Annotated in this window: 11 protein-coding genes; 9 read left to right on the forward strand and 2 right to left on the reverse strand. The window is 40.4% G+C overall.

The features are described from left to right. Nucleotides 1-274 precede the first annotated feature (274 nt). The 3 genes from ACS8FC_RS02840 (at nucleotide 275) to ACS8FC_RS02850 (ending at nucleotide 2,019) form a co-directional block, all read left to right on the forward strand. On the forward strand, nucleotides 275-883 hold the full coding sequence (locus ACS8FC_RS02840) for a DedA family protein (RefSeq protein WP_439295812.1): 609 nt from the start codon (nucleotides 275-277) through the stop codon (nucleotides 881-883). A 189-nt stretch (nucleotides 884-1,072) separates the two neighbouring features. Continuing rightward, on the forward strand, nucleotides 1,073-1,558 hold the full coding sequence (locus ACS8FC_RS02845) for a hypothetical protein (protein ID WP_439295813.1): 486 nt from the start codon (nucleotides 1,073-1,075) through the stop codon (nucleotides 1,556-1,558). A gap of 20 nt (nucleotides 1,559-1,578) precedes the next feature. Further along, entirely contained in the window at nucleotides 1,579-2,019 is a 441-nt protein-coding gene (locus tag ACS8FC_RS02850; RefSeq protein ID WP_439295814.1) for a hypothetical protein, read from the forward strand. A gap of 147 nt (nucleotides 2,020-2,166) precedes the next feature. Here the strand turns inward: ACS8FC_RS02850 and ACS8FC_RS02855 are convergent, their stop codons facing one another. Beyond that, nucleotides 2,167-3,219, reverse strand: a complete 1,053-nt coding sequence (locus ACS8FC_RS02855; RefSeq protein ID WP_439295815.1) for a TRAP transporter substrate-binding protein — start codon at nucleotides 3,217-3,219, stop codon at nucleotides 2,167-2,169. Nucleotides 3,220-3,675: 456 nt separating this feature from the next. On the opposite strand from ACS8FC_RS02855, the gene ACS8FC_RS02860 reads away from it, so the two are divergent. The 3 genes from ACS8FC_RS02860 to ACS8FC_RS02870 all read left to right on the forward strand — a co-directional run bounded on the left by ACS8FC_RS02860 (nucleotide 3,676) and on the right by ACS8FC_RS02870 (nucleotide 7,480). Continuing rightward, nucleotides 3,676-4,839, forward strand: a complete 1,164-nt coding sequence (locus tag ACS8FC_RS02860) for an iron-containing alcohol dehydrogenase (RefSeq protein WP_439295816.1) — start codon at nucleotides 3,676-3,678, stop codon at nucleotides 4,837-4,839. Between the two features lie 75 nt (nucleotides 4,840-4,914). After that, nucleotides 4,915-5,814 carry an SMP-30/gluconolactonase/LRE family protein gene (locus ACS8FC_RS02865; protein WP_439260620.1) on the forward strand — a complete coding sequence of 300 codons (900 nt, stop codon included), beginning with the start codon at nucleotides 4,915-4,917 and terminating at the stop codon, nucleotides 5,812-5,814. A 358-nt stretch (nucleotides 5,815-6,172) separates the two neighbouring features. Continuing rightward, complete coding sequence (locus ACS8FC_RS02870; RefSeq protein WP_439295817.1) at nucleotides 6,173-7,480, forward strand: lytic murein transglycosylase; 1,308 nt, start codon at nucleotides 6,173-6,175, stop codon at nucleotides 7,478-7,480. 663 nt (nucleotides 7,481-8,143) lie between these two features. Here the strand turns inward: ACS8FC_RS02870 and ACS8FC_RS02875 are convergent. Continuing rightward, nucleotides 8,144-8,389, reverse strand: a complete 246-nt coding sequence (locus ACS8FC_RS02875) for a hypothetical protein (protein WP_299216540.1) — start codon at nucleotides 8,387-8,389, stop codon at nucleotides 8,144-8,146. A gap of 541 nt (nucleotides 8,390-8,930) precedes the next feature. On the opposite strand from ACS8FC_RS02875, the gene dinB reads away from it, so the two are divergent. The 3 genes from dinB (at nucleotide 8,931) to ACS8FC_RS02890 (ending at nucleotide 13,313) form a co-directional block, all read left to right on the forward strand. After that, entirely contained in the window at nucleotides 8,931-10,016 is a 1,086-nt protein-coding gene (gene dinB / locus ACS8FC_RS02880) for a DNA polymerase IV (RefSeq protein WP_439295818.1), read from the forward strand. Between the two features lie 157 nt (nucleotides 10,017-10,173). After that, nucleotides 10,174-11,328: a tRNA preQ1(34) S-adenosylmethionine ribosyltransferase-isomerase QueA gene (queA, locus tag ACS8FC_RS02885; RefSeq protein ID WP_439260827.1), complete on the forward strand. Its 1,155-nt coding sequence runs from the start codon at nucleotides 10,174-10,176 to the stop codon at nucleotides 11,326-11,328. Nucleotides 11,329-11,450: 122 nt separating this feature from the next. Then, complete coding sequence (locus ACS8FC_RS02890) at nucleotides 11,451-13,313, forward strand: type IV pilus assembly protein FimV (RefSeq protein ID WP_439295820.1); 1,863 nt, start codon at nucleotides 11,451-11,453, stop codon at nucleotides 13,311-13,313. Nucleotides 13,314-13,328 lie beyond the last annotated feature (15 nt).

The raw sequence follows: 13,328 nt of genomic DNA on the forward strand, positions 1-13,328 counted from the left end.
TTCAGTTGGTTAGAATACCGGCCTGTCACGCCGGGGGTCGCGGGTTCGAGTCCCGTCCGCTGCGCCATATTTAAAACGAATTTAAACTGTAAAGTTTAAGCAAGTTTCGCCTCAAACATTAGATTGTTTGAGGTTTTTTTGTGTCTTACATTCTTTACCCTATACAGATTGACATAACATACCTTAATTGAGATTTATAGGTAACAAAACTGGCGTACATTTATTGTTTGTCCTCAAAAAGTCAATATCTACTAAAATTTAAGAAGTGGCCATAATGAATCAAATGAGCGAGTGGATACTGGCTATCATGGCAAAGTTTGGCTATTTAGGTATTGTATTTGCTATGTTTGCCGAAAACGTTTTTCCGCCCATACCTTCTGAAGTTATTATGCCAGCAGCTGGTTTTGCCGCATCAAAAGGTGATTTAAATCTTATAATAGTTATACTGGCTGGTACGATTGGCGCTACGCTAGGTGCCCTACCTTTATATTATCTAGGAAGCCTATTTGATAAAGAACGATTGATAACATTCGCAGAGAAATACGGCAAATACGTATTTGTAAAGCCTGATGATATCTCCGCGACTAATGACTGGTTTGATAACCATGGTAAAAAAGCCGTATTCTTCGGAAGAATGGTACCCGGTATTCGCTCATTTATCTCAATCCCTGCTGGGATGAATAAAATGTCACTCTTACCTTTTTTAACCTTAACGGCATTAGGGTCTAGCATCTGGACAACTGTACTAATGCTTGCGGGTTATTATTTTGGTGAAAACTATCAGATGGTTGAAACTACCCTAGCACCTTATTCTAAGATTTTTGGCGTATTGGCTTTAATTATTATCGCTGGTTGGTTTATAAAACGCCGATTGTCTGACTAGTTCCTTTCAATGCTCAATCTGCGCTAAGCGTCTCTTCCTTTTTGTTTTATCTAATGAAAATAGAAACACAAACATAGCAGCTGAGAGCATCAGCTCTACTATAATAAATATACTCAATGTGAGTTTATAGTGTTATAAAATAACCATATAGCCTACGATTTAATCAAAAAGGACTTTTGGAGGCTAAACGTGCAACCAATTGATTTGATGCAAACTACATATCTGGCTTTTTATATTGCTGATCATGGGAAACTGCTAGATCGAACGATTAGTCTGATTGATGGCTCGCCTTTTAGTCATTGTGAGCTTGTCATCAATGACCTTGGTAATCAGTGCTACGATTGTATTAGCTCAAGTCACCGTGATGGCGGACTAAGACGCAAGAATATCGACATGTCAGGCAGTCACTGGGTTCTGATACCAGTTAAGTGCGATATGGGTCATGTTCTTCGTTGGTTCGATAAACGCCAAAACTTCAAATATAACTACTTTGGCATAATTAGAACTGTAATCCCAAACTTTTATGAACCTGCACATTCGCTGTTTTGTTCTGAAGCTTGTGCAGATATGCTTGAATTAGTTGATCCCGGAAGTTACGGACTCAAAAAGCTCTACGAATGGGCAACTCAGATAAATACACTTATGGCTGTAGATAAACCACCTATTGAACTATAAATTTCAGCGGAGGTTTCTTGATGCAATCTACCTATTTAGCTTTTTATACTGCTACACATGAGACGCTATTGGATCGAGCGATTAGTCTAATTGATGGCTCGCCCTTTAGTCATTGTGAGCTTGTCATCAACGACCTTGGTAATCAGTGCTACGATTGTATTACCTCAAGTCACCGTGATGGCGGACTAAGACGCAAGAATATCGATATGTCGGGCAGTCACTGGGTTCTGATACCAGTTATGTGCGATATGGGCTATGTTCTACGCTGGTTTAATAAACGCCAACATTTTAAATACGACTATCTTGCTTTATTCAGGCCAAAGACTCCTGGCTTTTACAATCCTGTATACCGAGTATCTTGTGCGGAAGCTTGTGCAGATATGCTTGAGCTAGTTGATCCCGGAAGTTACGGAATCAAAAAGCTCTATAAGTGGGCTTTAAACAATGGTAATAGTGGTTAATTGGCCGTTAGAACCGTCAATGCCTTTCTTTTACATCCACCTTGTTACGTTAGGATCTTTAATCAGTTGTTTAATGAGATTTTAATAAATCAAATCAGCGACTGGGTAAGTAGGCATGATGATGACAAGGCTAAAACTTTCAATAAGTTAAACTTTACAAGCGATGCTGGCAGCTTTGGCTTTTTCATAAACACCATCAGCATCCAAGCCTAAGGCATTGACATCATCAAGATACTTCTGTGTGCCCTTTTCAAGAGGCCCTTTCCAGTCTGGATCGTTGAGTGGATCTAAAATATCAATAACCTCGTCACCTTTGTCTCGAGCTGCTTGCAATTGTACCGAATAAGTCTTATCCCACATCGCACCTACTTTCTTGCTAAGTGCCATACCTGAGTTGGCATCAATAACTTGTTTCAAGTCTTCTGGCAAGCCTTCATATTTGTCTTTGTTCATAGTTACCATTAAGGCGGAACTATAGAATGGCATATTAGTATGATATTTTGTCAGCTCATCAAGCTTAAAAGTTGCCATAGCTTCCCATGGAAAGCTCAATCCATCAACAACACCGCGCTGTAGAGAAGTATATATATCATTAGCAGGTAGTCCTACAGGTGAAGCACCCATACTTTCAATAATGTCACCCGCCACTGCTGAAGGCCTACGAATACGCATACCTCTCATATCTTCAGGAGTTTTAATTAATTTATTAGTGCTATGTAAAGTCCCAGGTCCCGTAGCGAACATGAACAGTAAGTGTGAGTCATCATACTCACTAGCAATAGCACCATTATCATAAAGCGTTTGTAACATACAGCCTGTCTGTGTGGACGAATTAGACAAACCTGGAAGCTCTGCGATTTGAGACAGTGGGAATCGACCGCTGGTATAACCCTGTACCTGAGAGCCGATGTCAATCGTTCCTTTTACTGCAGACTCATAAGCAGTATCTGCTTTACTAATCGTTGCTGAAGGATAGACTTCGACCTTGAGACGTCCATCAGAATCTGCTTCTATTTTTTTGGCCCACGGTTCAAATATTTGCTCGTTGATATCGGAGGTCGATGGATAAAAGTGTGAAAAACGTAGAACGATAGTTTCCTGAGATGAGGCCTCGTCACTACTGCTATTGGACTGGTTAGAACAACCAAATAGGCTGACAGCTGCAAGCGCCGTTATAGATAATAGAGGGGCAAGTTTCACTATTAATTCCTTTTGATAGTGATTAAAAATTAGAGGTTATTTTATTGATTGGCTGGATAATTACGAGCTTGTCGATTCAGATTTTTTGCAGCATATATGACATTCATTGTTAAATAAGCTTCTATAGAATTTAGAAGCATTATCAATAATGCTTCTAAATTAAAAAGCTATTTAAAATTAGCAGCTATAATGATAGCTGTCAAATCATTTTATGACGTGTTTATACAGGTATTATTATTAATCATATACTCAGTAATTTGCTCCTTATTACAAACGTTAAGCATCAAAAATAATAATAAAATCTTAATAAATTAGATATAAAGCACTATAAAAACTTAGTATAAGTTCATACTGGAAAACTTATAAGTAAGGAACTTATGTATACAGAACCATGAATACTACATTACAATTAGTACTGCTTTATACATGGAAGTACCTCTACACAAGGAAGAACACATGATAGGGATTGAATTTTATACCAATGGTCATATCGTTAGCGAAGCTGACAGTATGCGCCAAAAGCTCGGTGCATTAGCCAAGCAGTACTCTGCAACATCGGCTATTATCGTTACGGATGCTGGCATCACTCAGCTAGGCTATGTCGATATTGCTCAGCAATCGTTGCAAGAAGCTGGCATACAAGCAGTTGTTTTCGATGCCGTTGTAGCTGACCCGCCTGTTCAAGTCGTCAATGACGCTATCAAAATTGCTAGAGACAATAAGTGTGAGTTGGTTATTGGTTTAGGTGGTGGTAGCTCTATCGATACTGCAAAAATTGTCGCTTTATATCCAAACGACTTTGAGTCTGTTAATGATATTTTGGATAAAGATGTCAGTGGTTTTAACAAGCTACCTCTGTTTGCGATACCGACCACCGCTGGTACTGGCGCAGAATCTACCTTTGTATCAGTCATCACGGCAAAAGATGGCAGCAAAAAAGCGATTTATACCCCAAAAATCCTACCTGATGTCGCCATTTTAGATGCGACGCTAACCCTTAATTTACCTCGCCACATTACTGCTGCAACAGCACTTGATGCCATGGTGCATTGTGTTGAAGCTTATACCAGCCGTACGAAAAAGAATCCTATCTCAGACGCCTTAGCGCTTCAAGGCTTGCAGATGCTCTGGAATAACTTTGAGAAAGTATTAAATCAAGTCGATGATATCGACGCTCGTGCTGATATGCTACTGGGCTCCACGCTAGCCGGTATTGCTTTCGTCAACTCTTCCGTAGCCGCTGTACATGGACTCTCCTACCCGCTTAGTATTAACTTCCATATTCCACATGGACATGCCAATGCTCTTGTTATGTGCGGGGTATTTACTTTTAACTTATCAGCAGCAGCACCTCTCTATGCAGAGCTGGCTCGTGCCGTCATGCCTGCTCAAACCTCTGGTATGAATGATTTTGATGCGGCAAGTCAGTTCATCAAACAGTTGCGAGGTTTCTTAGAGATGAGTGGCCTTAAATATCGTTTGAGTGAATTAGATATTACAGACCAGGATATCTCTGCTCTAGCAGACATAGTGACGAATACTTATGCTCGACTGATTGCGACCAATCCTAAGGATATGACGTTAGATGAAGTGACAACGATATATAAGGAGATACTCTAAAAGAAAAACAATCATTATGTAAAATAATTGCACTTATTTATCAAGGAAGATAACCACTAATTAAGGGAAATAATTATGTCGAAATATGAGTTAGACGTTGTCGTTGATGGCTTTCATTATCTAGAAGGCCCTCGCTGGTATAAAAACGCTTTATGGTTTGTTGATTTTTATACGCAGGGGGTTTACCGCGTTAATGATCAAGGTGTGGCAGAAAAAATTGTCCATATTGAACAGCAACCTTCTGGTTTAGGTTGGTTGCCTGACGGTCGTATGCTGGTAGTATCGATGAAAGACCGTAAAGTCTTACGCTTAGAAGACAATGGCGAATTAGTCGTGCACGCTGACATTTGGGAGCATTGCGGTGGACATGCTAACGATATGGTGGTCGCTCCCAATGGAAACGCTTACGTCGGTAACTTTGGCTTTGACTTGATGGGCGGCGCTGATCATGAGCACGCAGGACTGGTACTGGTTAGACCGGATGGAAGCTCACAAGTGGTTGCAAAAGGTTTGTCTTTTCCCAATGGCATGGTGATATCAGCCGATGAAAAGACCTTAATCGTCAACGAACTATTTGGCAATAAAATCTCGCAATTTGATATTAATAAAGATGGGACACTTGGCGAAAAACGTGACTTTGCAAGCTTTGGCGAATTGGGCGATGAGCCAAACCTTGGTGTGCGTATAGGAAACGCCGAAATTCTACCAGACGGCCTTGCACTAGATAGCGAAGGCGCTGTTTGGATTGCAGATACTTTAAATCAGCGTGCTGTACGTATTAGCGAGGGTGGTAAAATTTTAGAAACTATCGATACCGCACCTGACGGTATTTTTGCTGTGGCTCTTGGTGGACAGGATGGTAAAACACTATTTATGTGTGCAGCCCCTGACTGGGATGAGGCATCGCGTAAAGCTGAGACTAAAGGTCGTATGCTGTCTACACAAGTCAAAGTCGATCATGCTGGGACACCATAATAACGAATAAACTTTATTTAAAAACGTAAGAATCATAGTATTTCTTAGCTTTCGATAATATGTACTATAAATGCAGCAACGTAATGACGCTGCATTTCTCCCTATGTCCTTTGACAAACCTAATATCATACTTAAAAACAAAACTAGCCTAGTGGTATTTTGTTGCTAATGTACTGTTTCAAAATCAATAATAACCGTATTTATACCATCGACTTTATGCCTGTTTATTGCTACAGTAATTTTTCGTTGTTGGTTCATAATAGCTCTCAGCACCGATCCTTTATGACCTCAAACTTGTTTTAAATTTGACCTATTTTTCTACTATTGTTCTAGTATTTATTGATATTCGAGACCTTTTATGATGTTAAATAAGCAATATGCGATCCTACTGCCTATACTATTAGCAGCTGGTTGTGCCACTCAACCGACAACGCAGCAACCAACTAAGCCTGTGCGTCAAGGCAACGTTCAGGTGACACAGACTCAAACTATCAAAGTAAAGCCTGCTCCTGTCATTGTTCAACAACAGACGGTCATTACCCCTAAACCTAGCTACCGCAGTTTTTCAGACTGGAAATCAGACTTCTCTATGCGTGCTATGTCTGCCGGATATAGCTCATCCGATGTCCAGCGTTTACTCGGCTCAGCCTACCTAAACGAGCAAGTTATTTCACTCGATTCAGGTCAGCCTGAGTTTTCTAAAATGCCGTGGGAGTATGCAGACTCAGCGGCGTCAGATGGACGCATCGCAACTGGTAAACGCAAATTTGCAGAGCAGCGCTCGTATTTATCAAGTTTAGAATCCCAATATGGTGTTAATGCAGAGATTATTGCTGCGATCTGGGGTATGGAGTCCTCGTTTGGTGCAGTCACTGGCAACAGCTATTTACCAAGTGCACTTGCAAGCCTTGCCTATGATGGACGCCGTCAAGAGTTTGCTGAGACTCAATTACTGTCACTTATGCAGCTATTACAGCGTGGCGATGTATCTTGGTCTCAACTTGAAGGCTCTTGGGCAGGTGGTATGGGACAGACGCAGTTCATCCCTGATACCTGGGTAAAACATGGTGTCGATGGCGACAGTAACGGTCATCGCAATCCATGGTCAACGGCCGACGCGCTGGCATCAACCGCCAACTACCTGAGCAACTCAGGCTGGGTACGCGGTCTGGCACCATTCTACGAAGTCACCTTGCCAGCATCTTTTGATTACTCTACGGTCAGTACCAAGCAGCCTGCTGCTAGATGGGCAGCCCTCGGTCTCGATACCATTGATGATGTAAGCTTAGATGCCAATACGCAGATGGAGCTTTGGTTACCTGCTGGTAAAGATGGCCCAGCCCTACTGCTTAGCCCTAACTTCGATGTGATAAAAGTCTATAACAACTCATCAAACTACGCATTGGGCGTCAGCTTATTAGGTAATGCAATCGTTGGAAAAAGTGGCCTACGTAAATCATGGCCACGTTATGAGCGCCCACTATCAACGGCGCAAGTGACCCGTTTACAACAGCGCTTAACCAGTGCAGGCTATGATACCAAAGGCGCTGATGGAATTATCGGCACCAATACTCGTAAGGCATTTCAGAGCTGGCAGGCTAACAATGGACAAACACCAGATGGTTTTATCAGTCAAAGTAGCGCCTCATCATTGACTAGCTGGTGAAGTTATGGCTTGTATATTTTATCTTTGATATATATCTGATAACTATATGCCTGATACAGATATACCTGTTGCCTATACTAAATTGAATAAAGCTCAACGAAGTAACAATTTTCTATATTGAATGATTAATATGAAAAATTAGTATAAGCAAAGATAGTTTGTCTAAAAAGAGAGATAGTTAAAGAAGAAAGGGGCAGCGCACATTAATTGTCGCTCGCCCCTTTTTTTAAAATATTTACACCAGTAGCTGCTAGAATTATGAGAAAGTTATTTTATAATAATATATTAGGAATCCTCCCCACAAATTCTAGTCTAACTCTGTTATTACTTCCTAGTAATCCAAAAAACATGTTCAGAATAATGCTATCTCTAAATTTTCGTATATGAAAGATAGTATATTTATTTTCGCTAAATAAAAATACCTGTAAAAACAGGTTGATTAGAAAATATTTTACGCAAACAACTTCAATTATACGATGATATATAAATATTACTGGTTACGGAAATAAGTTGATAATAGAAACTATAAATATGGAGGCATTTATTCTATTTACTAAATAACCTCATCTATTTCTTAATTAAAGCAAAGAAATCATCAGTACCAACTCATACCCTTAATAATCATCTCAGTTATATCTCCTTAGCTCAATGGCTACTAAATATTTATAACCCTGCATCTTCTTGCGTAATTGCCACTATCTTAATGGGGACAGCATAGGTCCATGGTGCCCCACTTGTGCAGATGAATTTACCATCTACAAAAGATACAATACGAGCGGTAAAGTCATTATTCTTATGATCTGTAATAGCCCGCTCATCACTTTCGTCGTCTACTGCACACCATATGTTATGGTCACCGTTTTTTAACATTGCTCGAGTTAGATCACTACCTTTTAATTGATTGTTCATTTTAAACTCCTTAGTCATTAGTTTTTTTTGAAAGTTTAAAAGATTTATTACATTATAGTAATATAAAGCCTTTATCTTTTATTATTCAAAATGAAGTCAAATACCTGTATCACTATCATTTTTCGAATGATAATATTTTTATATTAATTGGATTTTTGCCATGAATTAATTAGTAAAATTAAATAATCCAGTTTTAGATTGTTTAGTTAAAGATATGACTTTGAACAATCTTGACTTAACTTAACAAACTAAGTGCACTAACAGCTACTACTTATTTTTTCATTGTCATAAGTGGTACAAATGTATTCTTAAATGGTAAAATCAATCGAATAAATAGTAGTACTGCTGTTAAATAAAGCTTACTAAGGCTAATGAATGGTCATATATTCAAAAATGTGTCTATTAGTCTGCTACACAAACGGTTGATTCTAAGATTAATGTAGTGCAGCTGGTTAATATCTAGCTTTAAACCCCTCCGATTACATCTTATATTCAACAACTACTACTCAAAAACTCCATACTTTCAGGTAAAATAGAATCTATGACAGCTTCTATCACCCCTACCTCTCGTAAGATTATTCACCTCGACATGGATGCTTTTTATGCTAGTGTTGAACAACGAGATTTTCCCCAATACCGTGGCAAGCCTTTAGTCGTGGGTGGAGATCCAAGTGGTCGCGGTGTGGTCGCTGCTGCCAGTTATGAGGTGCGTAAATTTGGCGTACGCTCTGCGATGTCCTCTTATGAAGCCCGCAAGCGGTGCCCAGAGGTGATATTTGTACGACCAAGATTTGATGTCTATAGAGCAGTCAGTAGCCAAATTCGCTCTATTATGCATAGTCTGACACCGCATGTTGAGCCACTATCTTTGGACGAAGCTTATCTTGACGTTACAGGCCTTCAAGTACATAAAGGCTCAGCTACCCTAATGGCTAACTGGTTACGAGTACAAATATTAGAGCAAACAGGACTAACGGCATCGGCAGGTGTTTCGTTTAATAAAATGCTAGCAAAGATTGCTTCTGATATGAATAAACCTAATGGTACAGCGATTATCACCCCTGATGATGCAGAAGCATTCATTAGTACGCTACCTATAGAGCGTTTTCATGGAATTGGTAAAGCAACGGCCAGACGCTTACATGCTATGGGAGTGTCTACTGGTGCTGATCTTCGTCAGGTGCCCGCTGCCGCATTAGTTAACGAGTTTGGTAAACGAGGACAGTTTTATCATGATATTGCTCATGGACGTGATGAGCGATTAGTAAAATCTGAACGTCAGCACAAATCAGTCGGTTCAGAGACTACCTTTAAAGACAACCTGAACGATTGCGAACAATTACGGTTACAGATACATGAGCAGAACGCTGATGCGTTTAAACAGATGAACAATAAGCAGCTTATTGCTTATACCATTACCCTCAAAGTAAAATACGCTGACTTCACACAAATAACGCGCTCACATACTTTATCCACGGCTTTTATTAGCGCAGAATCTGCGCATTACTGGTTAGATAAGCTATTTTTAGACATACCGCGCGCCCTACCTATTAGACTCGTAGGAGTCACCTACTCGTCTTTAGCTTCTGCAGTACAGCCCCTACCACAACTTACCTTATTCGATTAATCGTGTCTTTTTTATACTGATCTGACTATATTTGGAACTTTTCCGCTATTATCCCGTTTCTGCTAAACTAATGCCAAAATTTTACCTACCTGTATGACTCATTATGACCAACTTAAACATCAAAACCACCACTCCTAATGTAGATAACGATACCGATATGAATGATACTCAACATGATGATAGCCCACTGACTTATCTGAGCGTAGCCGATTACGATTATGAATTACCAGACGAGCTAATTGCTCGCTATCCGTTAGCTAAGCGCTCGGATTCTAAGTTGCTTTATGTACCCACTATAGATCAATCAGAACAAACAAGTCTGCCTCAAGACCATTTATTTACCGCATTACCGTCGTTGCTTGACGCGGGCGATCTTATTGTCTTTAACGATACTAAAGTAATGAAAGCGCGACTATTTGGTAAAAAAGATACTGGAGGGCGCGTTGAAGTATTGATTGAACGTTTGATAGAGCGCGCGGAACTAGAAGATATAAATATCAATCATGAATCATTAGCCACACGCCAAAATATTGCACTGTGTCATGTAAAATCCAGTAAAGCGCCAAAAATTGGACAACGCTTATGGTTAGCTGATGACAATATGAGCTGTGAGATGATCGGTCGTCAGGATAACTTATTTGTGTTAGCTTTCGATGCGCCTATTCTTCCTGATTTAGAAATCTACGGTGAGCTGCCAATCCCGCCTTACTTTGAGCGTCATGCTGATGCAACTGACAATACTCGCTATCAAACGGTGTTTCATGATCCTGCCAAACTGGCCAGCGTTGCCGCGCCCACAGCGAGCTTACATTTTGATGAAACCACTCTCTTAGCTTTGACTAACAAAGGGGTTAATACCGCGTTTGTCACTCTACACGTTGGTGCAGGTACATTTGCGCCTGTCAAGACAGAAAACCTGCTCAATCATACTATGCATAGTGAATATGCCCATTTACCGCAAACAACCGCAGACCTAATCAATCAAACCCATGCAAAAGGTAAAAAAGTCATAGCTGTTGGCACGACTGTTGCACGTGTTCTTGAGACGGCTTATCAAAAAACGGCAAACGATGGACAAATTATTGCTGCATGGTCAGGCGATACCGATATATTTATTTATCCTGGTTTTGAGTTTGGCGTGATTGATCGTCTACTAACCAATTTTCATTTACCCAAGTCTACCTTATTAATGCTTGTATCCGCATTTTCAGGTAAAGCAGCTATTGAACAAGCTTACCAACATGCAATTAGCCATCGATATCGCTTTTTTAGTTATGGGGATGCGATGTTATTGGATAAAAAAGTACATTAGCAGGGTGTTAAATATTATTTAATTAAAGCGATACGAGTACCTAATACATTGCGATAAACATAATTGTATTTGGCTATTTTCGTAAGTCATTTCTCAATAAGTCATAATAAAAAGGGCTGCGCATGTCTTGGCATTTACCTCATCGATTGACTAATATTCATCACGCGGTGTCAGTAGCACTCCTTTGTTCTGTGAGCTCTATTGCGTGGTTACCTGTTGCTCAAGCAGCCACTATGGGTAAAACAACCATTACCTCTGCTCAGCATGAACCTTTGACTGCCAGTATTACGGTCACCGACATCGATGCTAAAGATTTTGCCGCTAGTATTGCAAGTCCTGTGATTTATCAGCAAATGGGGCTGACCCCTACAGCATCTATGGCTGTACGGTTTGTACCGATTTCTGCCACCGCAGGTCAATTACTTATCCAGACATCACAGCCTGTAACAATGCCATTTGCAGATGTCGTACTAGCAATAAATGATAATGGCCAACGCAATGTCATTCCTAAGACTCTACTGATGCCTCTTGGTAATAATAACGTACCAATTAAACAGTCCAAACGAGTGGTATCAGGTGCGCCAAAACCAAACTTGCCGGTAGTGTCAAACTCTAACGCTAAACCCCTAACGGTCAGACGTGGTGCGCCGCCACCATTGATTATGGTACCAGATACCCAAACGCCAGCATCAATGCAGACATTACCAAAAACTGTCTTGCGTAAAACACCTAATGTCAATGCACCAGCAGTGACAAGTCCAGCTGAAACCACCCCTTTGTCAGTATCTCAGACTTCACGTGTATCACAGATAAGCTCATTAAAGATAAGAGAGACAACCGGTTTGTCTGCTGACGACCTAAACAACAAAGGTTTGAGCAATGTTAATTCAACGACGAATAATACTAACACTAAACAAACCAGTAAAACAGATCCGGTAAATACCAGTGACCCAAAAAGCGTCTTAGCATTAGAGAATTCGGCTGCCTCTAATACCAGCTTGGCTGCTAAAGATAATACGCAAAAAAACAAAGCTCTAAACAACAGTATGCCCGTGAAGAATACTGCGTTTAGCCCTATCGAAACTGCTGTTAATACCAACAAACAAGCCGATATCTTAAATATTCAAGTAACTCGTCAAATACAGCTAAAAACAGATCTCAAAAATAGTCCAAATCGGCCAACCCCTTTTACAAATGATATTAAGGCGACAAGCACTTCATCCAACGCACCATTGCCCTCTGCTACCGTTTCCTCAAATACCGGTACTGATATAGCGGCCACAGACTCTATGTCAGACAGTAAAAGTACAGCCATGACAAGCTATACCGTACAACGTAATGATAATCTTTGGCTTATCTCTCAGCAGATTGCACAGCAAAATAATGTTGACGTATCGACGGTTATGAAACAAATAAAATCGCAAAATCCTGATGCTTTTATTGCAAAGGATGCTGACTTGCTAAAAGCCAACGCTGAGCTGAGCTTACCCAGTTATGACATCGTACCTTCACAAGAAAGTCTGCAGACTGCTATTGCAGCTCAAAGACAACATTACATACAGGTCAGCCGGGCTAAAAAAAAGAGCGTAGAGAGAAAAAAGACAACTGCTGCAGACTCGACTAGCGACAAGGAGTTAACAGCATCTACAGACATGTCCTCTAAAACAAAAACAACATCTAAACAGTCAAATAAGCCTTCAGAAGTCGCTCCTAAAACCTTGCCAAAAGCACGTTTTTCTGTTGTTGCGCCTGGTCGTGATGGTAGCGCTGATGGCACTCAAACTAAAGCTGGCGCGGCAACTGGTAATGGATTAAGCACAGATATTTTAGCCACGCTAAAATCGGCGCGTCAACGGACCGCTGAGCAGGCTAAGCGGGTAGCAGCAACCAACAGTATTCTTGGTAGCTATGCCAAAAAATTACAACTACAAAACCAAAAACTGGCTGAGCTTGAAGCTCGTCTCAAAAAATTACGCAATCAATAATTGCCTCGCTGCTCA

Source organism: Psychrobacter sp. 1Y4 (assembly GCF_051847555.1).